General features: G+C 69.2%; 23 protein-coding genes. 9 read left to right on the top strand and 14 right to left on the bottom strand.

Going from position 1 to position 23,886, the window contains the following annotated elements; translation table 11 throughout:
- Nucleotides 1-33: 33 nt before the first annotated feature.
- Together DDF67_RS21325 and DDF67_RS25835 are read right to left on the bottom strand one after the other, a co-directional pair.
- Entirely contained in the window at nt 34-2,163 is a 2,130-nt protein-coding gene (locus DDF67_RS21325; protein WP_109102827.1) for a multicopper oxidase family protein, read from the bottom strand.
- 125 nt (nt 2,164-2,288) lie between these two features.
- Nucleotides 2,289-2,495, bottom strand: coding sequence for a hypothetical protein (locus tag DDF67_RS25835; RefSeq protein WP_199229304.1), 207 nt, complete (start codon nt 2,493-2,495; stop codon nt 2,289-2,291).
- A 149-nt stretch (nt 2,496-2,644) separates the two neighbouring features.
- Here DDF67_RS25835 and DDF67_RS21315 point away from each other — a divergent pair, with 149 nt between their 5' ends.
- From DDF67_RS21315 to DDF67_RS21295, 6 genes are all read left to right on the top strand, one after another.
- Nucleotides 2,645-3,241, top strand: coding sequence for an anthranilate synthase component II (locus tag DDF67_RS21315; RefSeq protein WP_109102826.1), 597 nt, complete (start codon nt 2,645-2,647; stop codon nt 3,239-3,241).
- Between the two features lie 15 nt (nt 3,242-3,256).
- Entirely contained in the window at nt 3,257-4,285 is a 1,029-nt protein-coding gene (trpD, locus tag DDF67_RS21310) for an anthranilate phosphoribosyltransferase (RefSeq protein ID WP_109102825.1), read from the top strand.
- Nucleotides 4,282-5,070 (top strand): indole-3-glycerol phosphate synthase TrpC, encoded by a 789-nt coding sequence (gene trpC / locus DDF67_RS21305; protein ID WP_109102824.1) that lies wholly within the window; start codon nt 4,282-4,284, stop codon nt 5,068-5,070. Before trpD ends, trpC begins: the two co-directional genes overlap by 4 nt.
- 41 nt (nt 5,071-5,111) lie before the next feature.
- Nucleotides 5,112-5,249 (top strand): hypothetical protein, encoded by a 138-nt coding sequence (locus tag DDF67_RS25625; RefSeq protein ID WP_158278086.1) that lies wholly within the window; start codon nt 5,112-5,114, stop codon nt 5,247-5,249.
- A 306-nt stretch (nt 5,250-5,555) separates the two neighbouring features.
- Nucleotides 5,556-6,263, top strand: coding sequence for a transcriptional repressor LexA (lexA, locus tag DDF67_RS21300; RefSeq protein WP_109102823.1), 708 nt, complete (start codon nt 5,556-5,558; stop codon nt 6,261-6,263).
- Nucleotides 6,264-6,477: 214 nt separating this feature from the next.
- Nucleotides 6,478-7,410 (top strand): family 43 glycosylhydrolase, encoded by a 933-nt coding sequence (locus DDF67_RS21295; RefSeq protein WP_109102822.1) that lies wholly within the window; start codon nt 6,478-6,480, stop codon nt 7,408-7,410.
- Here the strand turns inward: DDF67_RS21295 and DDF67_RS21290 are convergent.
- Together DDF67_RS21290 and DDF67_RS21285 are read right to left on the bottom strand one after the other, a co-directional pair.
- Nucleotides 7,407-8,156: an isocitrate lyase/PEP mutase family protein gene (locus DDF67_RS21290; RefSeq protein WP_109102821.1), complete on the bottom strand. Its 750-nt coding sequence runs from the start codon at nt 8,154-8,156 to the stop codon at nt 7,407-7,409. The two genes, DDF67_RS21295 and DDF67_RS21290, sit on opposite strands and share 4 nt — an antisense overlap.
- A gap of 52 nt (nt 8,157-8,208) precedes the next feature.
- Complete coding sequence (locus DDF67_RS21285; protein ID WP_233247728.1) at nt 8,209-10,269, bottom strand: ComEC/Rec2 family competence protein; 2,061 nt, start codon at nt 10,267-10,269, stop codon at nt 8,209-8,211.
- Nucleotides 10,270-10,447: 178 nt separating this feature from the next.
- Between DDF67_RS21285 and gltX the strand changes: the two genes are divergently transcribed.
- Complete coding sequence (gltX, locus tag DDF67_RS21280; protein WP_109102819.1) at nt 10,448-11,869, top strand: glutamate--tRNA ligase; 1,422 nt, start codon at nt 10,448-10,450, stop codon at nt 11,867-11,869.
- A 67-nt stretch (nt 11,870-11,936) separates the two neighbouring features.
- Nucleotides 11,937-13,217 (top strand): citrate synthase, encoded by a 1,281-nt coding sequence (gene gltA / locus DDF67_RS21275; RefSeq protein WP_109102818.1) that lies wholly within the window; start codon nt 11,937-11,939, stop codon nt 13,215-13,217.
- 97 nt (nt 13,218-13,314) lie between these two features.
- Here gltA and DDF67_RS21270 read toward each other — a convergent pair whose 3' ends face one another.
- The 8 genes from DDF67_RS21270 to DDF67_RS21235 form a co-directional block, all read right to left on the bottom strand.
- Nucleotides 13,315-14,772 (bottom strand): alginate export family protein, encoded by a 1,458-nt coding sequence (locus DDF67_RS21270; RefSeq protein ID WP_109102817.1) that lies wholly within the window; start codon nt 14,770-14,772, stop codon nt 13,315-13,317.
- Nucleotides 14,773-14,835: 63 nt separating this feature from the next.
- Nucleotides 14,836-15,465, bottom strand: coding sequence for a maleylacetoacetate isomerase (gene maiA, locus DDF67_RS21265; protein WP_109102816.1), 630 nt, complete (start codon nt 15,463-15,465; stop codon nt 14,836-14,838).
- Nucleotides 15,466-15,473: 8 nt separating this feature from the next.
- A complete protein-coding gene (locus DDF67_RS21260; protein WP_109102815.1) occupies nt 15,474-16,808 on the bottom strand; it encodes an MFS transporter in 1,335 nt (444 codons plus the stop codon).
- A gap of 69 nt (nt 16,809-16,877) precedes the next feature.
- Nucleotides 16,878-17,573 (bottom strand): fumarylacetoacetate hydrolase family protein, encoded by a 696-nt coding sequence (locus tag DDF67_RS21255; protein ID WP_109102814.1) that lies wholly within the window; start codon nt 17,571-17,573, stop codon nt 16,878-16,880.
- Nucleotides 17,570-18,622 carry a gentisate 1,2-dioxygenase gene (gtdA, locus tag DDF67_RS21250; RefSeq protein ID WP_109102813.1) on the bottom strand — a complete coding sequence of 351 codons (1,053 nt, stop codon included), beginning with the start codon at nt 18,620-18,622 and terminating at the stop codon, nt 17,570-17,572. The genes DDF67_RS21255 and gtdA overlap by 4 nt, the downstream gene beginning before the upstream one ends.
- Nucleotides 18,622-18,966, bottom strand: coding sequence for a non-heme iron oxygenase ferredoxin subunit (locus DDF67_RS21245; RefSeq protein WP_109102812.1), 345 nt, complete (start codon nt 18,964-18,966; stop codon nt 18,622-18,624). Before DDF67_RS21245 ends, gtdA begins: the two co-directional genes overlap by 1 nt.
- Nucleotides 18,963-19,457 (bottom strand): aromatic-ring-hydroxylating dioxygenase subunit beta, encoded by a 495-nt coding sequence (locus DDF67_RS21240; RefSeq protein WP_109102811.1) that lies wholly within the window; start codon nt 19,455-19,457, stop codon nt 18,963-18,965. The genes DDF67_RS21245 and DDF67_RS21240 overlap by 4 nt, the downstream gene beginning before the upstream one ends.
- Nucleotides 19,454-20,695, bottom strand: coding sequence for an aromatic ring-hydroxylating dioxygenase subunit alpha (locus DDF67_RS21235; protein WP_109102810.1), 1,242 nt, complete (start codon nt 20,693-20,695; stop codon nt 19,454-19,456). The genes DDF67_RS21240 and DDF67_RS21235 overlap by 4 nt, the downstream gene beginning before the upstream one ends.
- A 123-nt stretch (nt 20,696-20,818) precedes the next feature.
- Between DDF67_RS21235 and DDF67_RS21230 the strand changes: the two genes are divergently transcribed.
- Nucleotides 20,819-22,009, top strand: coding sequence for an NAD(P)/FAD-dependent oxidoreductase (locus tag DDF67_RS21230; RefSeq protein ID WP_109102809.1), 1,191 nt, complete (start codon nt 20,819-20,821; stop codon nt 22,007-22,009).
- 180 nt (nt 22,010-22,189) lie between these two features.
- Here DDF67_RS21230 and DDF67_RS21225 read toward each other — a convergent pair whose 3' ends face one another.
- Entirely contained in the window at nt 22,190-22,966 is a 777-nt protein-coding gene (locus DDF67_RS21225; RefSeq protein WP_109102808.1) for an IclR family transcriptional regulator, read from the bottom strand.
- 113 nt (nt 22,967-23,079) lie between these two features.
- Nucleotides 23,080-23,880: a hypothetical protein gene (locus DDF67_RS21220; RefSeq protein WP_109102807.1), complete on the bottom strand. Its 801-nt coding sequence runs from the start codon at nt 23,878-23,880 to the stop codon at nt 23,080-23,082.
- Between the last annotated feature and the right edge of the window lie 6 nt (nt 23,881-23,886).

The following is a 23,886-nucleotide window of genomic DNA, read 5'->3' as shown; positions in this document are numbered from 1 at the left end:
AAGGGGCGGCCCATCGGCCGCCCCTTCCGCGTTTCAGTGGCCGGTGTGGGGCCTGGCCGCGCCCTCCGGACTGGCCACGTCGGTCAGGCCATGGCCGAGAGCCATCGGCTTGCCGTCGGGACCGCGGTCGGCGATGCGGACCATCTCCATCATGCCGACGTCCTCGTGGTTGAGGATGTGGCAGTGCAGGACGAAGTCGCCGATGTAGCGCGCGTAGTGGCTGCGCACGATGACCTCGGCGTCGACCTCGACGAACAGGGTGTCCTTGAAGACGCCCTTGAGGCCGTAATATTCCGAGGCCGGGTCCCGGGTCAGGTCGACGCCGTTCTTGATCACCGACTCCACCTCGAACGGATTGACGTGGATGTGGAACGGGTGGCCAGTGTGGAAGCCCTTGCCGCTGTCGACCTTGAGGATCCAGCGGTCGGTGTCGCCCAGAACCAGGGTGCGCTCGAAGTCGTTGGCGTTGAAGCGGCGGATGGTGGTGGGGGTGCGGCCGATCCCGGCCCCGACCTCGGGACCAAGCTTGCCGTCGGGCAGGCGATCGCGGCCGGCGCCAAGCGAGAACAGCAGCGGCTGCTCGTTGTCGATCTTGGCCGACAACAGGCTCTCGTGGGCCTTGAACTCGGTTAGCAGGCCCGACTTCAGGTGGCCGGAAATCCGTTCGGCCAGACCCGGGTCGAGCTTCAGATCGGCCGCGCCCTTCAGCAGCAGTTCGGTGACCGCCTGGCGCGGCGCCTCGACCTTGCCGGGCGCGACATCGACGACGAACAGCAGCTGGCGGCGCGCGACGCTGCCCTCGACGCCTTCCTGGGCGACCTTGATCGACTCGTCGATGACGCAGTAGGCCCCCGGCTCGGGGAAGCTGACCAGGATGTCGCTGCGATAGCCCGGCTGCATGATGGTGGTGGCGCGCTCGAGCATCGCCTCCCGCGTCAGGCCGTCGGCGGCGATCTCGAACTGCGGCACCGACTGGGCGCTGGGCGCGCACTGCTTGTCGATCAGGGCGTCCTGCCCCTCGGCCCCGACCTTGGCCAGTTCAGTCAGCGAGGCCTTGCCGATCTGCTTGCGGATCGAGACCTTGACCGTATCGGCCACCCCGCCATGGATCAGCCGCCAGCGCTCGGGAACGCCGGTCACGGCCTTCTGCTGCAGAAGCTTGACCGATGCGCCGTTGACCGTGGTGAAGCGACCCGAGGCGCCCCAGCGCGAACCGCCGATCAGGTCGTAGTCGTCGAGCACGCCCTTCTCGCCGGTGTTGCAGTACCACTGCTGGGGCGTGTCGTTCTCGGTCTTGGCCGGAACGCGGCCACGCGGCTTGTTCCAGTTCGCAGGATCGCGACAGGCGTACTGGATCTGCTGCAGCACGAAGACATAGTCGGGCGCGCTCTTCAGCAGCAGGTCGACGTCGCCGGATCTGATCTTTCGCTGCTCGGCGGGCGTGGCCGCATCGGCCGCATCCCAGGCCGGCGGGCGCTCGCCCTTGATCACCAGCGCCCCGGCCAGGCCGCTGGACACCTGGATCGCCGTCGAGCCGTGAACGTGCGGATGGTACCAGAAGGTGCCCGCCGGATGATCGCCGGGGATGTTGTATTCGTACTCGTAGGTGAAGTCGGGATTGGGCGGCAGCTGACGCAGGACGTTGTCGCTGATCCCCGCCGGGCTGATCCACAGACCGTGCGAATGCAGGTTCGTGGTGTTGTAGCAGTGCGGCTTGTTGATGTCGGCCGGGTGGCCCGGACAGCCGGGATCGGGCGGCAGCAGGTTGCGGATCTTGATGCGCACGGTCTGGCCGGGGCGCGACACCAGCACCGGGGCCACGTAGGGACGCTCCGGGGCGGCCGGATGCTTTCTGTCGCGGTACGCCCTCAGCTCTACCTCGTCGAAATCACCCTCGTAGCGGTCCTTGCCCAGCACCTTGCCGCTGTTGGGGTTCCAGATCCTGGACTTAAGCAACACGACGTCGAGATCGGCCTCGACCTCGTCCTCGTTGGACGGCGGTTCCAGGACGCCGACCGGCGTGACCAGGGCCTCGGAACTAACCTCGCCGGGCGCGACCGTGGTGAGGATGGGCGGAGCGGAAGACGAGGCCTGCTGCGCAGACGCCGTTCCGGCCGCGATGGACAGGACGGCTATCGCGCCGCCCCATAATGCGAGTTTCATGCAAGCCCCCAAGCGACGAAAAGACGTCGCAAGGTGCAGCCCTCGCCCCGGTCGATCAATTGCAATCTACAATTTTAGGTACTCATTTCAGGCCGCGCCGCGCGCCCTTCGGCCGGACCTGAGCTTCAGTCGCCCAAGCGGTCCTTGGGCAGGTGCTGGGTGGTCAGCGGCGGGGCCAGCACCATGACGGTCGCGAAGCTGACGGCGGCCACGGCGGCGAAGGCGGCGGCCAGCAGCACCGGCAGCATCTTCTGGCGTCGACGCGGCGTGCGCAGCAGCGCCCGGGCATAGGCGATGGCGGCGGTGTCGAGGGCGGAATCAGCGACGGTCATGCGGGAAATTTCGCCTCTTCGCGCCACGGTGGCAACGGATCGGCGGCGCGGCGCTTCGACGCTGGGCGCTTTCCCAGAAAAACTCTTTCCGTAAAGGGATGACGCGCCGCCCCCGACCGGACTAGAAGCGAGGCTCGAAAGGCGGCGTCATGATCCTGGTCATCGATAACTACGACAGCTTCACCTACAACCTCGTTCATTACCTGAACGAGCTGGGGGCCGAGACGGTCGTCCATCGCAACGACGATCTGACGGTGCAGGAGGCGCTCGGCCTGAAGCCGCAGGCGGTTCTGCTGTCGCCCGGCCCCAAGGCGCCCGAGCAGGCCGGCATCTGCCTGCCGCTGCTGCGCGGCGCCCCCGACGACCTGGCGATCCTGGGCGTGTGCCTGGGCCACCAGGCCATCGGGCAGGCCTACGGCGGCGAGGTGATCCGGGCCAAGGAGGTCATGCACGGCAAGACCAGCCCGATCCGCCACGCCAACACCGGCATCTTCAAGGACCTGCCCGACCCGTTCACCGCCACGCGCTATCACAGCCTGGCGGTGCGCCGCGAGAACCTGCCGCAGGAACTGGAAGTCACCGCCTGGACCGCCGACGGCGAGATCATGGGCGTGCAGCACAGGACGCGGCCCGTCCACGGCGTGCAGTTCCACCCCGAATCCATCGCCACCGAGGGCGGCCACCAGCTCCTGGCCAACTTCCTCGACCTGGCCGGCGTCAAGCGCGACGCCCAGATCTGGGTCTAGGGCGAGACCAAAGACATGTCCGACGCTTTCAAGCCGCTGCTGGCCAAGCTGGCCGACGGCCAGACCCTTTCCGAAGACGACGCCGAGGTCTTCTTCAGCGCCTGCCTGCGCGGCGAGCCGACCCCGGCCCAGGTGGCCGCAGCGGTGACCGCCATGCGCCTGCGCGGCGAGACCGTGGGCGAGATCGCCGCCTGCGCCCGCGCCATGCGCCGCGCCGCCGTGCACCTGGAGCACCCGTACGACGTGGTCGACGTCTGCGGCACCGGCGGCGACGGCCTCCACACCCTGAACATCTCGACCGCAGTCGGCTTCGTGGCCGCCGGCGGCGGGCTGAAGGTGGCCAAGCACGGCAACCGCGCGGTGACCTCCAAGTCTGGCACCGCCGACGTGCTGGCGGCCCTGGGCGTGAACATCGACGCCAGCCTGACCCAGCAGCGCGCCGCGCTCGACAGCGCCGGCATCTGCTTCCTGTTCGCCCAGTCGCACCACGGGGCGATGAAGCACGTGGCGCCGATCCGCCAGCAGCTGGGCTTTCGCACCATCTTCAACCTGCTGGGCCCGCTGACCAATCCGGCCGGCGCCAGGCGCCAGGTGGTGGGCGTCTCGGCTCCGCGCTTCGTCGAGCCGATCGCCCGGGCCTTGGGAGCCCTGGGCGCCGAGCGCGCCTGGTCGGTGCACGGCGGCGGCATGGACGAGCTGACCATCACCGGCGAGACCGAGGTGGCCGAATGGCGCGAGGGGGCGATGCGCCTCTTCACCATCACGCCGGAAGCCGTGGGCCTGCAGCGCGCCTCGCTGGCCGAGATCACCGGCGGCGATCCCGCCTTCAACGCCGCGGCCCTGACCCGTCTGCTCGACGGCGAGACCGGCCCCTATCGCGATATCGTGCTGCTCAACGCCGCCGCCGCCTTCCTGGTGGCCGACAAGGTCGAGACCCTGCGCGAAGGCGTGGAACTGGCCGGCGCCGTGCTCGACGACGGCCGCGCCAAGGCCGCCCTCGCCGGCCTCGTGGCCGCCACCAACGCCCAGGCCCTGCCCGCATGACCGACATTCTCGCCAAGATCGCCGACTACAAGCGCGAAGACGTCGCCGGCCGAAAGGCCGCGCGCTCGCAAGGCCAGGTCGAGGCCGCCGCCAAGACCGCTTCGGCCCCGCGCGGCTTCAAGGCCGCGCTTGAGGCCAGGCATGCGCCGGGCAAGCTCTCCCTGATCGCCGAGATCAAGAAGGCCTCGCCTTCGAAGGGCCTGATCCGCGCTGATTTCGATCCGCCGGCGCTCGCGAAAGCCTATGAGGCTGGCGGCGCGGCCTGTCTTTCCGTGCTGACGGATGGTCCGAGCTTCCAGGGCGCCGACGAGTACCTCGTGGCCGCCCGGGCGGCGACCGCCCTGCCCTGCATCCGCAAGGATTTCCTGGTCGATCCCTGGCAGGTGGCCGAAAGCCGCGCCCTGGGCGCCGACGCCATCCTGGTGATCCTGGCGATGATCGACGATACGCTTGCCGCCGAGCTGATGGCCGAGGCGCAGCGCCTTGGCATGGACGCCCTGGTCGAGGTGCACGACGAGGCCGAGACCGAGCGCGCCGGCAAGTTGGGCGCGACGCTGTTCGGGGTCAACAACCGCGACCTCAAGAGCTTCGTCGTCGACCTCGCCGTCACCGAGCGCCTGTCGAAGCTGGCGCCGGAGGGCTCGCTTCTGGTCACCGAAAGCGGCCTTTTCACCCACGCCGACGTGGTGCGGATGGAGGCGACCGGCGCCAAGGCGATGCTGGTGGGCGAAAGCCTTATGCGCCAGGCCGACGTGACGGCGGCGACGCGCGAACTGATCGGGTAACCGCACCCGGCCGGCCTGCCCGCTGCGCCTGGAACACGGCCATGGAGGCCGACCTGCCGGCCCAGTACGGCATGGGCTTCATATCGTTCGAGAATCTGGTCGGCCGCGCCGAACTGGTGCTGTTCTCGTGGAGGGCGGGCGCCGGCATGCGATGGAATCGGCCGTTCCAGCGCCTCTAGAATCGGCCGCCTGCGCACGGGAATCGGCGCTTTCCCGGGCGGACTTCAGCCGCTGGAGGCCAAGGGCCGATCGCACCGTTCACGGAAAATCCGCGCTCGCGCCGGCGCGTTCGTCGCTCGCGCGCGCTTCAGGACAGCACGGCCAAACGACGTGAAATCAGCCACTTAGGCGCTGGTTCCTGAAATTACGTCCCGCCGAGATTTCAAAGAACGCTGGTCGCTGCAATTCACTTGACCTTAACCAAGAACACCTAGAGAACATTCGAAAGGTTTGCGGTTTGTTCCGCGACGACTTGCGAGGCCGTCATGCTCACCCGCAAGCAGCACGAGCTGCTGATGTTCATCCACGAACGGATCAAGGAGACCGGCGTCTCCCCCTCCTTCGACGAGATGAAGGAGGCCCTGGACCTGGCGTCGAAGTCGGGCATCCACCGGCTGATCACGGCGCTGGAGGAGCGCGGCTTCATCCGCCGTCTGGCCCATCGGGCCCGGGCGCTGGAGGTGGTGAAGCTGCCGCAGCAGGCGACCACGGCCGCTCCGCCCAAGGGCCGAGGTGCCTTCCGCCCGCAGGTGCTGGAAGGCGGCGGCCCCGCCCCGTCGGCCCCTGCCCCGCTTCCGCCGATGCCCGACACCAGCCGCGAGCTGCCGATTCTGGGTCGCATCGCCGCCGGTACGCCGATCGACGCCATCCAGCACGAGCGCGACCGCCTGCCGGTGCCCGAGACCATGCTGGGCGGCGGCGAGCACTATGTTCTCGAGGTGCAGGGCGACTCGATGATCGAGGCCGGCATCCTCGACGGCGACTATGTGATCATCCGCAAGGGCGACACGGCCAACAGCGGCGAGATCGTCGTTGCTTTGGTCGGCGAGGAAGCCACGCTCAAGCGCCTGCGCAAGAAGGGCGGCTCGATCGCCCTGGAAGCCGCCAACCCCAAGTACGAGACCCGCATCTTCGGTCCCGACCAGGTCGAGGTGCAGGGCAAGCTGGTGGGCCTGATCCGTCGCTATCACTGACGGCGGCCGACCGGCCGGCAGGATGAGTGGGCGTGGGTGTCGAAAGACGCCCGCGCCCTTCTTGTGTCTAGGGCAGGCCTCAAGGACCCTGACGGGGTGCACAGGGCCTGAACACGTATTTGTCTGAGTTAATCGAAGCTGCTACTCCAGGCCCAAGGCCGTGCGGCGCGTCGTGGAAGACGCGCCGCGCCATCGGCCGGTCGGAGGAGCTCGCATGTCCCACGCAACCGTCGCAGCCCTTGGCCTGGCGATCGGCCTCTCGCTCGGCCTGAGCGCCTCCGCCCAGCCGATCACCCAGCGGTTCAGCGCCGATCCCTCGCCGCACGTGTTCGGCGACAAGGTCTATGTCTACGCCACCGACGACGCCTCGAACTCGGGCAAGTACTGGGACTCGACGTCCTGGCGGCTCTACAGCTCCAGGGACCTGAAGACCTGGAGCGACGACGGCGCGTTCCTGGACGTGACCGTGTTCAAATGGGCGAGACCCGACGCCAAGGCCTGGGCGCCGGGCGCGGTCGAGCATGGCGGCAGGTACTATTTCTACGCCCCGGTCGGCGGCGACAAGATCGGCGTGGCCGTGGCCGACCGGCCCGAGGGTCCGTTCAGGGACGCTATCGGCGCGCCACTGGTCGACAAGGCCCGCGACGCCAACGCCGGCGACGAGCCGATCGACCCGCAGGTGCTGATCGACGACGACGGCCAAGCCTACATGCTGTTCGGCACGCGGGTTCCAAAGATCGTGCGGCTGGGGGCCGACATGGCCTCGCTGGCCGGGCCGATCGAGAACCTCGTGGTCACCGGCTATCCGGCGGATGACCCGAAGAAGAAGTACGGCGAGGCGCCGTTCCTGCATAAGCGCGGCGGGCTCTACTATTTCAGCTTCTCGACAGGCTGGCCGGGCCAGATCGTCTACGCCACCGGCAAATCGCCGATGGGACCCTACGCCTATCGCGGCGTGATCCTCGACTACCTGCCGATCTCGACCAACCACCAGGCCATCATCGAACGCGACGGCCGTTGGTGGTTCTTCTACCACGACAAGCTGTTGCCCGGCGGCGGCGACCATCGCCGCTCGATCACGCTGGCGCCGCTGAGCTATGGCCCGGACGGCGCGATCCTGCCGATCGAGCGGCCGCCCGTTCCCTAGAGGATCAGATCCCTGGCCGCCGCCTCGAAGCCTGCCCAGGCGGCCGCGGCCAGCGCCGCTCCGGTGCTGGCGCGGCGCACGCCCAGGCCCGGCAGGTCGGCGATCTTCATGTCCGGCCCCCAAAGCAGCACGTTGACCGGCTTGGGCGCCACGGCCGCGACGATGGCGGCGACGTCGTCGTACCGGGTCACGCCCGGCGCGTAGAGGCAGTCGGCGCCGGCTTCCGAATAGGCCACGAGACGCTCGATGGTCGGCGCCAGGTCGTCGCGCCCGATCAGGAAGCCCTCCGTGCGGCCGACCAGCATGACGTCCTGGCCCGAGGCGTCGATGGCCGCGCGGGCGGCGGCCAGGCGCTGGACGGCGGTGTCGAGGTCGTAGAGGTCCTTGCCGACGCGGTCCTCGATGGAAAGGCCCGCGACGCCGGTCTCGACCGCGCGGGCGACATTGGCGGCCACGCCTTCGGCGTCATTGGCGAAGCCGGCCTCGAAGTCGGCGTTGACCGGCAGGTCGGTGGCGGCGACCAGCAGGCGCAGGTGGTCCAGCACCTCGTCGATCGCCACCTCGCCGTCGGCCCGCCCCCAGGACCAGGCCATGCCGGCGCTGGTCGAGGCCAGGGCCTTGAAGCCGAGCTTCTGCAGGCGGACCGCGCCGCCGGCGTCCCAAGGGTTGGGCAGCACGAAGAAGCCGTCCCGGTGCAGGGCCTGGAAGGCGGCGCGGCGAGCGGCGAAGGGCGTGCGGTCGGTCATCGATAGGCTCTCCAGACGAATCGTCGCCGGGCTTAGCAGCGGCGGAGCGCGATCATCCGCCCGGTTCTTGCGCATTCGTGTCAGCAGCCTGCGTCCACGGGCGGACTCCGCGGCCGGGCGTGGTCCAGACGATCCACCAGCCGTCGCGCCGGCGCCAGAGCTCGGCCGCGCCGCCGGCGGCGAAATCCTCGCCCGCAAGCACGACGGCGTCGCGGCAGGCGGGCGGCAGGACGGCGGGCCTGGCGCCGCGCAGGACCACGACCTCGGCCCCGGCGCAGAGGCCCTGCAGCGCTTCAAAGCGCGGCGCGCGGCGGGTCCAGGACAGGCTGACGGCGACGGGAGCGGAGGCTGCGGGACGGCAGGAGGCGCGGTCGCAGACGAAGTCCTTGCCGTCGACGGGCGCAAGACCGCGACGGCGGACCCAGAGCTCGGCCCCGAAGCGGCGTGCGTCGGGACGCAGCAGCACCGCCTGCCCGCCTCGCCGGGCGACGGCCGTGGTCCCATCGGCGGCGACCCACAGGTCGGGCGGCGCCGGGCGCGGCCACAGGGCCACGGCCAGGAACAGCGGGACGCCCAGCCAGCGCAGGCGGCCCTTCCACAGGCACAGCAGCATGATCCCCAGGAACGACAACACGAGGGTGAAGCCCGGGCCGCTGGCCACCGTCTGCTGTGCGCCGTGAGCGCTGGCGAACCAGCGGGCGACGGCGGTCATGGCGTCGATGCCCCAGCCGGCGATCGCCAGGAACGGACCGCCCAGGCCCAGCGGCTCAAGGGCAGCCCCCACGGCCAGGAACGGCATGATCACGAAGGACGACAGCGGCGAGACCACCAGGTTGGCCGGAAGGCCCCAGACGGCCACGCGGTTGAAGTGCTGCATGGCGAAGGGACCGGTGGCCAGGCCCGCCACGAAGCTGGCGCCGACGCTGATGGCCAGCCACGCCATGGCGCCTTGCGCGAAGCGGATCGGCCAGGGCACGGAGATCTCGCGCGGCTGACGCGGCCAGGCCTCGGCGAGGGCCACCAGGGCGGCGGTGGCGGCGAACGACATCTGGAAGCCGGCCGCGCCCGCCTGCTCCGGCTGGGCCAGGAGGATGATCAGCGCCCCCAGCGCCAGTCCGTGCAGGCTGACGGCTTGGCGGTCGGCGAGGATGGCCAGGAACGCCACGCCCGCCGTGATCGCCGCGCGCAGGGCCGGCGGCGGCGCGCCGGAGACGACCAGATAGGCCCCGACGGCGGCGAGACCGGCCAGGGCGGCGATCTTCTTGCCCGGAAACCGCAGGGCGGCCCACGGCCAGGCGGCGACCAGCAACCGCACGGCCGCGAACACGAAGCCGCCGACGATGGCCATGTGCAGGCCGGAGATCGAGAGGATGTGGGCCAGGCCCGAGGCGCGCATGGCCTCGGTCTGTTCAGGCGTGATCCAGGCCTCGTGGCCGGTGACCATGGCCGCGGCTATACCGCCGCTGTCGGGACCCAGGCGCTCGACGATGCGGGAGGCCAGGTCCCAGCGCATGGCGTTGACAGCCATCGCCAACCGCAGCCGCCAGGGCGGCGGATCGAGGGCGGCGTCCTCGATCTCGCCGACCGTGAAGCCGACGCCGCCTATGCCGTTGAACCAGGCGTCGCGGGCGAAGTCGTGCGATCCAGGCGCGGCGGGCGGCGGCGGCGGCGACAGCATGGCCTTCAGGCGCAGCGCCGAACCTGGCGGCGGCGCGGTCGCGCCCTCCGGCAGGCTGACGCGGATGCGGGTCGGCGTGATGCCCGGCGGCAGGCGGGAGATGGAGACCGGCGCGATCAGCAGGCGCGGACCGGCCGCGCCCGGCGAGACCACGTCGACGACGAATCCGTCGACCACGCGAACGCCGCGCTCGACGGGCATCACCGGCGCGGCGACGCGATCGCAGCGGACCTTGCCCGCCAGGGCGCCCGCCGCCGCGAACGCCGCCAGCGTCAGCGGCACGGCCAGGCCGCTCCAGCGCCGCCAACCCCGGCTCCATAACGCCAGGACGCCCAGCGCCAGGGCCACGAGGGCCAGCAGCGACCAGTTGGGTTCGACCTTCAGCTCCAGATAGGCCGCAGCGCCCAGGGCGAAGGCCACCGGGCTCCACAGCATCCATCGGGCGGCGTTGAGCCGCGCCTCGTCGATCAGTTGTGTGACAAAGGTCGCGGGACTAGGACACCTTCGAACGGCCGTGCTAAGACGCGCCGCCCAACGGCCCGCGACTGCGTCGCGCGCAGCCGCCGAGCCTCCCGCCGCGCCCGCGGCCTCCAGACCGTCAGCTTCGAAGCCTATGTCCAGTTCCTCCCCCGCCCCCAGCGGCGTCGTCACCCGCTTCGCCCCGTCGCCGACCGGCTTCCTGCACATCGGCGGCGCCCGTACGGCGCTGTTCAACTGGTTATATGCACGCCATACGGGAGGGAAGTTCCTTATTCGCGTCGAGGACACCGATCGCGAGCGCTCGACCGACGCGGCCGTGGCCGCGATCTTCGAGGGCCTCGACTGGCTGGGCCTGAAGTCGGACGAGGAGCCGATCTTCCAATACAGCCGCGCCGACCGTCACCGCGAAGTGGTGCAGGCGCTGCTGGCCAAGGGCCGCGCCTATCGCTGCTGGATGACCGTGGAAGAGCTGGAAGCCGCCCGCGAGAAGGCCCGCGCCGAAGGCCGCGCCATCCGCTCGCCCTGGCGCGACGCCCCGCCGCCGACCGATCCGTCGGCCCCGCACGTCATCCGCTTCAAGGGGCCGCTCGAAGGCGAGACCCTGGTCGACGACATGGTCAAGGGCCCGGTCACCTTCCGCAACATCGAACTGGACGACTTGGTGCTGCTGCGCAACGACGGCGCGCCGACCTACAACCTCGCCGTGGTGGTCGACGACCACGACATGGGCGTGACCCACGTCATTCGCGGCGACGACCACCTGAACAACGCCGCCCGCCAAAGCCTGATCTACCAGGCGATGGAATGGGACGTGCCGTCCTTCGCCCACATCCCGCTGATTCACGGCCCGGACGGCGCCAAGCTCAGCAAGCGCCACGGCGCCCAGGCCGTCGGCGAGTTCGCCGACATGGGCTACATCCCCGAGGGCCTGCGCAACTACCTGGCGCGCCTGGGCTGGGGCCATGGCGACGACGAGGTGTTCAACGACGCCCAGGCCATCGAGTGGTTCGACGTCAAGGACGTGGTCAAGGCCCCTGCCCGCCTGGACTGGGCCAAGCTGAACTTCATCAACAGCCAGCACCTGCGCCAGGCCGACGACGCGCGCCTGACCGCGCTGACCCTGAAGGCCCTGACCGCCGCCGGCGCCGACCTGCCGGCCGACGCGCAGGCGCGCATCGCTTCGACCGTCCCGCAGGTCAAGGAAGGCGCCAAGACCATCCTTGAGTTGGGCGAGCACGTGGCCTTCGCGCTGAAGGTGCGCCCGCTGACGCTCGAGGAAAAAACCGCCAAGCAGCTTTCCGAGGAAACGGTCGCGCGCCTCGCACGACTTCGTGAACATCTCGCGGCCGCCCCGGTGTGGGGCGTCGCGGAACTCGAGGCGCTGTTGAAATCGTTTGCTGAATCCGAGGCCGTCGGCTTTGGAAAGTTCGGTCCGCCGCTGCGTGGGATCCTCACCGGCGGGGCCCAGGCGCCTGACCTGAACAAGATCATGGCGGCCCTGGGACGGGAGGAGTCTCTCGGCCGGCTTGACGATGCGCTGGCGTCGCGCGCATGAGGCGCTATAACGCACCCGCGAAATGCAAAACTGGACTGATCGTACCACTATTGAAAGGGTCTCTCGCATGACCGACAAAGCCACGCTGACGATCGGCGACAAGAGCTACGACCTGCCGATCCTCAAGGGCAGCACGGGTCCGGACGTTCTGGACATCCGAAAGGTCTACGGCGAAAGCGACCATTTCACCTTCGACCCGGGCTTCACCTCGACCGCCTCGTGCGAGAGCAAGATCACCTATATCGACGGCGACGCCGGCGTTTTGCTGCACCGCGGTTATCCGATCGACCAGCTCGCCGAGAAGTCGTCGTTCCTCGAAGTCTGCCATCTGCTGCTGAACGGCGAACTGCCGACGGCCGCCGAACTGGCCAAGTTCGAGAACAACATCACCTACCACACGATGCTGCACGCGCAGTTCGACCGGTTCTTCGAAGGCTTCCGTCGCGACGCCCACCCGATGGCCGTCATGACCGGCGCCGTGGGCGCCCTGTCGGCCTTCTACGCCGACAGCATGAACGTCGACGACGCCCGCGAGCGTGAGATCAGCGCCCATCGCCTGATCGCCAAGATGCCGACGATCGCCGCCCGCGCCTACAAGTACACGATCGGCCAGCCGTTCGTGTCGCCGCGCAACGACCTGTCGTACTCGGAAAACTTCCTGCGCATGTGCTTCTCGGTCCCGGCCGAGGACTGGAAGCCGAACCCGGTCCTGACCCGCGCCATGGACCGCATCTTCATCCTGCACGCCGACCACGAGCAGAACGCCTCGACCTCGACCGTCCGCCTGGCCGGTTCGTCGGGCGCTCACCCGTTCGCCTGCATCGCCGCCGGCATCGCCTGCCTGTGGGGCCCGTCGCACGGCGGCGCCAACCAGGAAGCCCTGGAGATGCTCGAGCAGATCGGCACGGTCGACAAGATCCCCGAGTTCATCGAGGGCGTGAAGGCTCGCAAGCACAAGCTGATGGGCTTCGGTCACCGCGTGTACAAGAACTTCGACCCGCGCGCGAAGGTCATGCAGAAGACCTGCCACGAGGTCCTCGGCCAGCTGGGCATCAACGACCCGCTGCTCGAAGTGGCCATGGAGCTGGAAAAGATCGCCCTGAGCGATCCGTTCTTCATCGAGCGCAAGCTGTACCCGAACATCGACTTCTACTCGGGCATCACCCTGCGCGCGATGGGCTTCCCGACCAACATGTTCACCGTGCTGTTCGCCCTGGCCCGCACCGTCGGCTGGATCAGCCAGTGGAAGGAAATGTTCGAGGATCCGACCCGCAAGATCGGTCGTCCGCGTCAGCTCTACACGGGCTCGACGCAGCGCGACTACATCGACGTCGAAAAGCGCGGCTAAGCGCTTCTCCGGCTTCGGAAATGAAAAGGCCCCGGGAAACCGGGGCCTTTTTGTTTGTGGCTAGCTCCTCCCTCGTGAAGCGGGGGAGGAGTTGCCTTTAGAACCTCAAGCCCACGATCAGGCCCGCATAGGTCTGGTCGTCGGCCATGCCGGTCTGCTTGAGGAACGTGCCCGAGGTGGTGTGGTTGAGGATGCCGGTGACGGTCACGAACGGCGAGACGGCGTAGCTGGCGAAGGCCGCCTGGCGCCAGCCGACATAGTGGGCCGTGCCCTCCAGCCCGCCGCGAAGCACCTGGCCGCCCAGGCCGTAGAGGCCGTCCTCGTCGCTCTGGCGCCACAGGCCCGCCACCTGCAGGCCGGCGGTCAGCTTGGGCGAGGGCTTGAAGGTCAGCTGCGGCTGGACCGCCACCAGGTTTGTGATGCCGAAGTCGGTACGCAACGAGATCGGCTGCGGAAACATCTGGGCGTAGGAGTTCAGCTTGCCGTCGGTGCGGTCCTTGTCGCCGGACGCGGCTTCCAGGCGCAGGCCCAGGCGCGGCGACCAGGGAGCCTTGAAGGTGTAGCCGCCCATGGCCGAGACGTACCAGGCCGAAACGTCCAGGTCGCGGTAAGCGCCGTCCTGGTAGACGCCTTCCAGGTCGTAGTCCCACTGGCCGTAGCGGCCGGCCAGGCGCGCCGAATAGGAGCCGCGGCGATCGCGGCCGCCGGTGACGCTGTCATAGACCGCGCCGCGCTTGTCGCTGTTGACGTAGAGCAGCTCCAGCCTAGGCGCCGTGGGTCCCTGCCCCAGCGTGCGCGAAGCGGTGACCCCGGCCAGGCGGTAGTCGAAGTTGGTGGCGTCGTCCCACGAGGTCTTGGCCTCGCGCAGGGCGTAGCCATAGAAGGCGCCGCCGCTCCAGCCGCTTTTGCGGTCGACCAGCACGCGGGCCATGTCGAACGAGGTGCGGCTGTTGGCGCCCTCGCGCATGTCGAAGATGCGATAGGCGCCCAGGCCCAACTCCTGGCGGCCGACACGCAGGCGGACCTTGGCGTCGCTGATCTCGGCGTTGGTTTCCAGGAAGGCCTGGTGCAGGTCCCAGCGACTGACCTCGATCGGCGGCTCGCCGCTGTCGAGATCGATGCTGCGGGCGTCCTGCACGTCGACGAAGGCGCGCAACCGGGACCCGAGATGCAGATCGCCCCACAGGCGCGTGCGGGTCTGGGCGTTGCCGTCCTCGTCCTGCAGCCCACGGCCGAAGCGCTCGTTGCCGCGATCTTCGAGGCGCAGTCGGAACTCGCCGCCGAGACTGAGATAGCTGGTCTCGCCGACGGGAATGTATTTCAGCTTCGACCAGGGCGTGGTGCGCCTGGCCGGGTCGGCCAGGTAGCTCCAGTCCTCGTCGTGATTGATCAGCTTGAAGGCCGGCGCCTTGGTGACGGCCGGCGGCGGCACATTGCCGGGCGACGGGGCGTTCTGGGCGGGGATCGGGACGACCCGATCCTGAGCCTGGGTGGCGATCGGGGCGTCGGCTACGGGCGCAAGCAAGGCGGCCGCGGCCACGGTGGTCAGCAGCATGGGTTTCCTCCAGAGGGCGCGGTTGGCTCCGCGCTCTTTGGTTCTTGGATTTGTGGGACGGGTTTATTCGGCGTCGGGCTGGGCCGACGGGACGGCGGACTTGAAGGCTTCCAGTTCCAGGCAGGCGGCCTCGATGTCGGTCAGGCGGTTCCAGCGCAACTCGACGCCGAACCGGCGGGCGTTGCCAAGCTGCGGCACGAGCACCAGGTCGGCCAGGCCCGGCGCGTCGCCGAAGGCGAAGCGGCCCGCGTGGTCGGCCAGCAGGGTGTCGACCGCGTCGAGGCCCTCCTCGATCACGCCGGCGGCCCAGCCCTGGACGGCGGTCTCCTCAAGGCCCAGGTCGCGCAGGCGGGCCAGGATCTTGAGGTTCTGCACCGGGTGGATGTCGCAGGCGATGGCCTGGGCGACGGCGCGGACCTGGGCGCGGGCGACGGGATCCGAAGGCAGCAGCGGCGGCTCGGGATGGGTCTCGTCCAGGTACTCGCAGATGGCCAGGGACTGGGTCAGCACCCTGCCGTCGTCGAGGGCCAGGGCGGGCAGCAGACCTTGCGGATTGACCAGCAGGTAGTCCGGCGCCCGCTGCTCGCCGCGGCGCAGGTGATGGAAGACCTGGTCGGCGGGCAGCCCCTTGAGGGCGAGGGCGATCCGCACGCGCCACGACGCGGTCGAACGAAAATAGCCGTGCAGGATCATGGTGGTTCTCAGACTCCGGACTTCTTGCGCACGCCGCCGAGAATGAAGACGGCGAGCGAGGCGATGAGGGCGGGAACCACGGCCGTCAGGATGATCGAACCGGGCGCCCACTTGTTGGCGAGCAGCGCGCCGCCCACGAGCGGGCCGACGATGGCGCCGACGCGGCCGACGCCCAGCGCCCAGCCCACGCCGGTGGCGCGGATGGCGGTGGGATAGACGGAAGCCGCCAGGGCGTTGCAGCCGATCTGGGCGCCGACGACGCCGAAGCCCGACAGCGCAGCCCCCACCAGCAAGGTGGTCAGGTGCGTGCCGCCAAGCGCGATGACGGCGATGAAGGCGGCCGAGGCCGCATAGGCTGCGCCGAGCACGGCGTAGGGGCTGAAGCGGTCGATCAGGCGGCCCAGGGCGATGGCCCCCACGACGCCGCCAAGGTTCAGGGTGGCGGTCGACAGGATGGCCATCGACAGCGGCAGGCCCGCGCCCTTCAGCAGGGTCGGCAGCCAGTTCACCAGGAAGTACATCACGAGCAGGTTCATGAAGAACGCCACCCACAGCAGGCCCGTGACCGGCGCGCGGCCCTGGGTGAACAGCTGGGCGACCGAGAAGCCCTTGGGGGCCTCAGCCTGCTCATTGCGCAGGTGAGCCACGAACTCGGCGGTCGAGGCCTGCGGATCGATGCGGCGGACGATCGGGGCGATCTTGCTCTCGGGGGCGCCCTTGGCGACCAGGAAGCGCACCGACTCCGGCAGCATGACCATCAGCACCGGCACAAGCAGCAGCGGCAGCACGCCGCCGAGCACGAACACCGAATGCCAGCCGAACTGGTCGATCAGGCCGGTCGATAGCACCCCGCCCAGGGTCGATCCCAGCGGGAAGCCGCAGAACATCACCGTCACCAGCGTGGCGCGCAGGCGCTCGGGGGCATATTCGCTGGTCAGGGCGATGATGTTGGGCATGGCCGCGCCCAGGCCGATGCCGGTCAGAAAGCGGTACATCAGCAGTTCGTTCATCGTGCCGGCGGTCGCCGTCAGCAGGGCGAACAGGCCGAAGATCACGGTCGAGATCAGGATGATGGTCTTGCGGCCGAACTTGTCGGCGGCGGGGCTGAGCAGGAAGGCGCCGACGGTCAGGCCGAGCAGGCCCACGGCGAAGATCGGGCCGAAGGCGGCCGGGGTCAGCCCCCAGTCCTCGGCGATGCGCGGGGCGACGTAGGCGATGGCCTGGGTGTCGAACCCGTCGAGCATGGCGATGATGGCGCACAGCGCGGTGACGCCGAACTGCAGCGAGCCGAACCTCGCCCGGTCGACAACGGCGTTGCCCGCCGTCGCTTCAAGAGTAGCCATTGTCGTTTCCTCTAAGAGGGGGCGGCTCTGTTGGCCGCTCCCCTCGTCCCTAGTCTTGGTGGTCGCAGGTCAGGCCGCGGGCGGCCCGACCTTGATGTTCAGCGGGGCCAGGCCGTCGATGGTGACGACCATGGCGTCTCCCTCGACCACGGCGCCGACGCCGGCCGGGGTGCCCGTGTAGATCAGGTCGCCCGGCTCGATGCGGTAGAGGCCCGACAGGTAGGCGACGATATCGGCCACCGGCCAGATCAGGTCGGCCAGGTCGGCCTGCTGCTTGGTCTCGCCGTTGACGGTGAGCTTGATCTCGCCCCTGGTCGGATCAAAACCTTCGCCGGCCTTCTGGATCAGGCCCAGCGGCGAGGACTGCTCGACGTTCTTCCCGGTGTCCCAGGGACGGCCCTGGGCGCGGGCCTCCAGCTGCAGGTCGCGGCGGGTCATGTCGAGGCCGACGGCGTAGCCCCAGACGTGGTCGAGCGCGTCTTCCACGGCGATGTTGCGGCCGGTCTTGCCGACGGCGACGACCAGTTCGGCCTCGTAGTGGAAGTTCTCGGTCTTCTGCGGATAGGCGATCGTCGCGCCGTCCGGCACGACCGTCTCGGCCCAGGCGGTGAAGAAGAACGGCGGCTCGCGGTCGGGATCGCGGCCCATCTCGCGGGCGTGGGCGGCGTAGTTGCGGCCGACGCAGAAGATGCGGCGAACCGGGAACTGCTCGCCGGTGGAGGTGGCGGCCAGGACCGGCGCCTGGGGTTCGAAGATCAGGCTCACAGGTTTTCTTCCTTGTAGAGGTTCAGCTTTTCCTGGCAGGCCTTGTCGGAGTAGCCGAACAGGACGAGCTGGCTTTGGGCCTTGAAGCGGACCGTCTTCCACGACGGGACGACGAGGATCTCGCGGGGGGCAAGGGCGATGGTCTCGCCCTCGACGACCGCCTGCCCCTCCCCTTCCACGACCACGAAGATCGTGCCGTCGGTGGAGCGGCGGTCGCGGGTCTCGAACCCCGCCGGCATCAGCCGCACGTGCGCCGAGATCGTCGACATGATCGGCCCGCCGTTGACGGGATTGAGAAACTCCAGCGCGTGGCCCAGGTGCGGATCGATCTCCGCGCCCTTGGCCATGGCGTCCAGCGCCGGGCGCCACTCCGCGTAAGGGTAGTGAAACAGCGGCTGGTGGGCCGGACGACGGTCGGCCGTATGCCCCTTCAGCGGACGCATGTTGCGGCCGTAGCGGTTGAGGCTGTCGCCGGCCGGAGCCTGCTCGGGGAACTGGTCCTCGCTGTACCCCTCGGCGAAGCTGGCGTCGAAGTGGCGGACGGTGGGGATGTCCAGGCCATCGAGCCAGATCATCGGCTTGGCCGTGGGATTGCCGTGGTCGTGCCACTGGCCGCCCGGGGTCAGCACCAGGTCGAAGGGCCGCATCACGGCCTTCTCGCCGTCCACCGAGGTGTAGGCCTCCTCGCCCTCCAGCACGAAGCGCAGCGCGCACTGGGCGTGGCGGTGGGCGGGCGCGATCTCGCCCGGCAGGATCAGTTGCAGGCCGGCGTAGAGGCTCGGCGTGATGCTCGACAATCCGCCGAGCCCCGGGTTTTCCAGGATCAGCACACGCCTTTCGGCCTGCTTGGCGCTGATCAGGTCGCCGGCCCGCATCAGGTAGTCCCGGGCGCTGTCATAGGACCACTTGTGGACCTTGGCCGGCGAATCCGGCTGGGGCAGCACCAGGGCGCTCAGTTTTTCCCAGAGCGGATAGAGGCCTTCGGGCTCCATCTGCTCGTACAGCGCCTCGAGCTGGCTGCGCTGGTCGTTGCGAAGCACCGTCTCCATCAGGCGCCTCCCGGCAGGCCGACGTGCAGCAGGCCGCCTTCCAGCTTTACCGGGAAGGTGCGCACGGCCACCGAGCACGGCGCGCCGACGGCGGCGCCGGTTTTGACGTTGAACGTGCCCTGGTGCAGCGGGCACTCGATCAGCTCGCCGTCCAGGAAGCCGTCGGCGAGGCTGGCGGCGCCGTGGGTGCAGAGGTCGGCGGTGGCGAAATACTCGCCGTCGACGGCGTAGAGGGCCACCTTCAGGCCGCCCACCGTGGCGGCGGCGACGCCGAACTCTTCGAGGTCGGAAGGCGGAACGGCGGGCGTCCAGGTCAGCGCCGCATTGTCGATGACGTCGGTCATACGGGGTACACCAAGCTGTTGGGGAGCATTTCGGAGTCGAAGACCACCACGCGCTCGGCGAAGCGCAGGCGGCCTTCGTCGGCCACGATCAGGTCATGGCAGACCGCCGAAAGGACGATCTCCGAAGGCTTGTCGATCAGGGTCTGGACGAGCAGCAGGTTGTGGCGCGTGCGCACCCCGCCGTTCTCTTCGCCGACAATGCGCGGGGCGGTCGGGAAGCGGCGGTAGTAGCGCGGCGCGTACATCTGGGTGCGGGTCAGGCCCGTCACCCGGTCCTTCAACATGCCGCGGCTTTCGGCCTGCATGGTGCTGAGGGTGTAGCCGGCCTCGAAGTTCTCGCGCGGGATCACCCGATAGAGGCAGTCCTGCGGGAAGAACCCGGGCCAGTCGTGCAGGCGCACCTCGTCCAGGGTTGCGTAGTAGTCGTCATAGAGGTCGCGGATCGCATCGCGCGTGATCGCGGCCGGACGTTCGGTCAGGGTCGTGCTCACAGGCCCATCACCTTTCGCCAGTAGCGGTACATGCCGCGCACGGCCGTTTCGGTGACCTGGTGGTCGGTGCTCTCGATGGTGCGCCCGCCCATCTGCAGGATCATGTGCGCGTCGGGAGACGGGGTGGCGCCCTGCTGGGTCATCTCCAGCACCTCGCCGTCGTCGGCCGAGACGAAGCCGGCCGGACCGAAGAGGTTGGCCTGGCGCGTGCGGCGCAGGCGCATCTCCGGCGTGTCGTCGGCATAGCACCAGTGGGTCCAGTGGAAGTCGAAGCCGTCCGGTCCCTTGGGCACGATCTGGCGCGTGGTCAGCGAGTTGACCTGCTGCTGCAGGATCACGCTGGGGAAGATGGTGATCATCCCCACGGTCTCTTCGCCGGGGAATTCCTGCACCACGTCCATGACGCGCGGATCCTCAAGCACCAGGTCGCCCTGGAAGTTGCGGATGTCGGCCATGGCCTCGGTCTTCTCCTGCTCGCCCTTGCGCGAGATCAGGATGCCGTGGCGGCCTTCGTCGTCGATATCGACGGCCGACTTCTGGTCGGCGCGGAACAGGCCGAAGGTGGCGAAGAACACGTGCAGCAGGCCCGCGTGGTACGGGTCCTTGATGTTCTCCTGCATCTGCTTCCAGTTGGCCGGAATGTGCTGGCGGTTGTAGCCCAGCACTTCCAGCTTCCGGCCATCGTAGACACGTGTGTAGTGCTTCCAGAACTTCTCGCCGAGATAGTCGCGGAAAGCCGGGGTCTCTTCGGAGAAGGTGGCCCAGACGACGCCGTTGACTTCCTCGACGCGCAGCTTGGTCAGGCCGTTCTGCGTAAGATCGAAGTCGGCCGGCATGCCGCCCTGGCGCTTGACGCCCCGACGGAACGGCACGCCCTGCAGGTCGCCGTTCAGCGCGTACGACCACTGGTGATACGGGCAGATCAGCTCTTCGGAATGCCCAAAGCGCGCCTGGCAGAACTTCACGCCCTTGTGGGCGCAGCGGTTCTCGACGACCGAGATCTCGTTCTGCGCGCTGCGCACCATGACGACCGGACGCTCGCCGAGGGTGGCGGTCTTCCAGTCGCCGACATTGGGGATTTCGCACTCCAGGCCGACGTACAGCCAGTGCGGGCCGTACCAGATCCTGCGCAGCTCCTCGGCGTAGATCTCGGGGTCGGAATAGACCCAGTACGGAACGGCGGCGTCCGCATCGGCGGGCCACAGGCGGCCTTCCGGGGGACGAACGGGGATGGTCATGGGCAGCTCCCAGACGGTGGTCGAAGCGGCGATCTCACGTCGCCATTGACCCTCACCCTGTCGTGGGTTTTGATCCATGTCAAATCCATTGCATATTATGCAACGCGAGAGGAAGCACACGCCATGGAACAACGCATCGTCGTAATCGGCGCCGGACATGCCGGCGGCGCGGCCGCCATCACCTTGAGAGAATTGGGTTTCTCGGGATCGCTCACGCTGGTCGGCGAGGAGGCCGAGCATCCATACGAGCGGCCAAGCCTGTCCAAGGCGTACCTGTCGGGCAAGGACTCAGCCCCCGTCTACCTCGCCGAGGAATCCCGCTGGAGCGAGCTCGGCGTCGACCTGCGGCTAGGGGTCGCGGCGGCCTCGATCGAACGGGAGAGCCGCACAGTGACGCTCTCCGACGGGACCGCCCTGCCCTATGACCAGCTGATCCTGGCCACCGGCGGCGCGCCCCGAGAGCTGCCCTTCCGGGCCCATCCGAGGATCTTCCCGCTGCGTACCACGGGCGACGCCAAGGCCATCGCGGCGGCGGCCAGGCCCGGCGGCCGCGCCGTGGTCATCGGCGGCGGCGTGATCGGGCTGGAGACGGCCTCGACCCTGCACGAGCTTGGCCTCACCGCCATCGTCATCGAGGCCGGCCAGCGCCTTCTGGGCCGCAACGTGCCGGGCGACGCCGCAGGCTGGCTGGCCGCCGCCCACGCCCGGGTCGGGGTGGAGATTCGCCTGGGCCGCTCGGTCGCCGCCATCGGGGCCGGCGACGAGACCCTGACCCTGACGCTCGACGACGGCTCTACTCTGGAGGCCGACCTGGTGGTCGTGGGCATCGGCATCGTGCCGCGCGCGGGGCTGGCCGAGGCCGCCGGCCTGCCGGTCGGCGCCGGGGTGCTGGTCGACGAGACCTACCGCTCGATCGGCGACGCCAACGTCTACGCCATCGGCGATCTGGCCCTGCGCCGGTTCGGCGACGCCGCCGCCCCGCAGCGGATGGAGACCTGGGCCCACGCCCAGAGCTCGGCCCGCGCCGCGGCCCTGGCGATCCTGGGCCTGCCGGCGGAAGCGGAGCCCACGCCATGGTTCTGGACCGCCCAATGCGGCCACAACCTGCAGATCCTCGGCGACCCGGCCGCGGGCGACACGGTGGTGGCGCGCGGCGAAGCCACGAGGCTCTACCTGCGCGACGGCGTACTGGTGGGCGCCGCGTGCCTCGACCAGCCCCGTGACTTCGCCTCGGCCCGCCGGCTGATCGGCAAGGTGCTGAAGGCTGACTTGGCGGGGGATCCAGGGACCGACCTGCGCAAGGCGGCGGCCTGACAGCTCTAGCCCGTCATCCCGGCCGAAGGTTCGCGCAGCGAACCGTAGAGCCGGGACCCAGGGGCGGCGGGCAGAGCGCTATCCACCGCGCCGGGTGACGAATGCAGGCGTCGAGCCCAGCCTCCTGGGTCCCGGCTCTCCGCTACGCTGCGGCCGGGATGACGACTGAAGAGGAAGCTTTCAAACCACCGGCCGGCGGCCGCCGATGGTGGTGGTCACCTGGTCGCAGACGGCGGCCAGGGCCTGGCGGACCTCCTCGTCCCGGTCGGGCACGAAGGCGTCGGTGGCCAGCACCGTGGCGGTGACGACCGCCTCGCCCTGCAGATCGAAGATCGGCAGGGCCGTGGCCCGCAGGCCCGGGATCAGCGAACCGCTGATGGCCGAATAGCCGGTCTGCCGCACCCTTTGACGCAAGGCCTCGACGTCGACGGGCGCGAGGCCGCGCTCGGCCTGGGTCTCGCGCTCGACCATGTGGCGGGTGTGGCTGTCGGGCCGGAAGGCCAGGAACACGTGGCCCGTGGCCGAACGCAGCAACGGCAGCGACGAGCCGACCATCAACGAGGTGGCGACCGGCGGCGAGCCCATTGCCCAGCGCACGACGATCGGGCCGCTGGGACCGAGGGCGGCGATCTGCACCGTGCGACCGGTCTCACGCGAGAAGGCGGTGATGGCCTCATCGGCCTCGCGGAAGGCGTCGACCCGCGCCAGGGCGCCCAGGCCCAGGCGAAGGGCGCCGGGACCAAGGTCGTAACGGCCGGTGGCAGGATCCTGCCTGGCCATGCCCGAGGCGACCAGGCTGGCCAGGTAGCGGTGGGCCTGCGAAGCCGACAGGTCGGAGGCCTGGGCGATCACGCCCAGCGCGGCCGGACCGTCGAGCGTGGCCAAGACGTCCAGCACCCGCAGGCCGATGCCGACCGACTGGATGCCCGAACGCTGCTTGGAATCCGACTCGGTCACTGGTTTGGCCCCGCGCTGAAAAGCGATAACGGCCGATGATGAAACGCCAGAGCCCCGACTCGCAAGGCGTCGGGGCTCCTTAGGTGTTCATAGATGCGAACCGATCGCAGAAACTACTTCGCCAGCGGGACCCGCATCGCAAGCACCTCGCGCGAACGGCGGGTGATGCCGTAGAGCATGCCCTTGTCGCCTTCATCCCAATCGATCGCCTGGCCTTCCGCCTCCATGCCGATGGTGTCGAGGTGGTCGAGCACGCCGCCGCCCATAGGCAGTTGCATGACGTAGAGCTCGGGCAGGTCGTGGCCGCTCAGATAGAGCTTGCCGTCTGGACCCCAGCCGCCGCCGGAGATGCTCATCGGCTTGATCCGCTCCAGCACGGTGGCGGGCAGCGCCCAGGCCTCAAGGCGCCGCCATTGGTCGTCGAACTTGACCAGGGTGGTGTGCCGGTGGTCGCGCGGGGGCTCGCCGCCCTTGGCGTCGTAGTTGGCGAACATCGCCCACCAGGCGCCGTCATGACGGTCGACCCAGGTGACCGAGCCCGTGCCCAGGCCCAGCGAGATGCTGCGCTTGTGGGCCAGGGTCATGGAGTCGAAGATCTCGACCGTGCTGACGTGGGGCGTGGCCGGGAAGTTGGAGCTGGCGCAGACCAGCTCACTGGCGATCGCCGCGCACGAGTTGATGTGCGGGAAGCGGGCCTTGTCGCCCGTCCACTCGGCGCGCTTCTCGCCGGTTTTCTTGTCGAAGCGGACGATGCGCCAGTTGCTGACCGAATAGACGTCATTGGGGCCGGCGGCGGCGCCCTGGCTGGCGCCGGCGTCGTAGCGGCGGACGGTCTCGGCCTTGCGAGCCGGCGCCGCGGAGGCCGCGGGCGCTTCGGCCTGCAGCGCCAGGGCCGCGATGAGTTCAAGGATCATGATCGG

It is taken from the genome of Caulobacter endophyticus (assembly GCF_003116815.1).
Taxonomy (GTDB): Bacteria; Pseudomonadota; Alphaproteobacteria; order Caulobacterales; family Caulobacteraceae; genus Caulobacter; species Caulobacter endophyticus.
Note: the sequence above shows the minus strand (reverse complement) of the source record. Positions and strands in the feature narration are given on the sequence as shown.

Excerpts from the sequence above, each read along its gene's own strand:
- maiA (WP_109102816.1), bottom strand. The coding sequence starts at position 15,465 with ATGATCCTGCACGGCTATTTTCGTTCGACCGCGTCGTGGCGCGTGCGG.
- gltX (WP_109102819.1), top strand. The coding sequence starts at position 10,448 with ATGTCCAGTTCCTCCCCCGCCCCCAGCGGCGTCGTCACCCGCTTCGCC.
- DDF67_RS21220 (WP_109102807.1), bottom strand. The coding sequence starts at position 23,880 with ATGATCCTTGAACTCATCGCGGCCCTGGCGCTGCAGGCCGAAGCGCCC.
- DDF67_RS21295 (WP_109102822.1), top strand. The coding sequence starts at position 6,478 with ATGTCCCACGCAACCGTCGCAGCCCTTGGCCTGGCGATCGGCCTCTCG.
- DDF67_RS21230 (WP_109102809.1), top strand. The coding sequence starts at position 20,819 with ATGGAACAACGCATCGTCGTAATCGGCGCCGGACATGCCGGCGGCGCG.
- DDF67_RS25835 (WP_199229304.1), bottom strand. The coding sequence starts at position 2,495 with ATGACCGTCGCTGATTCCGCCCTCGACACCGCCGCCATCGCCTATGCC.
- lexA (WP_109102823.1), top strand. The coding sequence starts at position 5,556 with ATGCTCACCCGCAAGCAGCACGAGCTGCTGATGTTCATCCACGAACGG.
- DDF67_RS21245 (WP_109102812.1), bottom strand. The coding sequence starts at position 18,966 with ATGACCGACGTCATCGACAATGCGGCGCTGACCTGGACGCCCGCCGTT.
- trpD (WP_109102825.1), top strand. The coding sequence starts at position 3,257 with ATGTCCGACGCTTTCAAGCCGCTGCTGGCCAAGCTGGCCGACGGCCAG.
- DDF67_RS21325 (WP_109102827.1), bottom strand. The coding sequence starts at position 2,163 with ATGAAACTCGCATTATGGGGCGGCGCGATAGCCGTCCTGTCCATCGCG.
- DDF67_RS21260 (WP_109102815.1), bottom strand. The coding sequence starts at position 16,808 with ATGGCTACTCTTGAAGCGACGGCGGGCAACGCCGTTGTCGACCGGGCG.
- trpC (WP_109102824.1), top strand. The coding sequence starts at position 4,282 with ATGACCGACATTCTCGCCAAGATCGCCGACTACAAGCGCGAAGACGTC.
- gtdA (WP_109102813.1), bottom strand. The coding sequence starts at position 18,622 with ATGGAGACGGTGCTTCGCAACGACCAGCGCAGCCAGCTCGAGGCGCTG.
- DDF67_RS21270 (WP_109102817.1), bottom strand. The coding sequence starts at position 14,772 with ATGCTGCTGACCACCGTGGCCGCGGCCGCCTTGCTTGCGCCCGTAGCC.
- DDF67_RS21315 (WP_109102826.1), top strand. The coding sequence starts at position 2,645 with ATGATCCTGGTCATCGATAACTACGACAGCTTCACCTACAACCTCGTT.
- DDF67_RS25625 (WP_158278086.1), top strand. The coding sequence starts at position 5,112 with ATGGAGGCCGACCTGCCGGCCCAGTACGGCATGGGCTTCATATCGTTC.
- DDF67_RS21290 (WP_109102821.1), bottom strand. The coding sequence starts at position 8,156 with ATGACCGACCGCACGCCCTTCGCCGCTCGCCGCGCCGCCTTCCAGGCC.
- DDF67_RS21285 (WP_233247728.1), bottom strand. The coding sequence starts at position 10,269 with ATGCTGTGGAGCCCGGTGGCCTTCGCCCTGGGCGCTGCGGCCTATCTG.
- gltA (WP_109102818.1), top strand. The coding sequence starts at position 11,937 with ATGACCGACAAAGCCACGCTGACGATCGGCGACAAGAGCTACGACCTG.
- DDF67_RS21235 (WP_109102810.1), bottom strand. The coding sequence starts at position 20,695 with ATGACCATCCCCGTTCGTCCCCCGGAAGGCCGCCTGTGGCCCGCCGAT.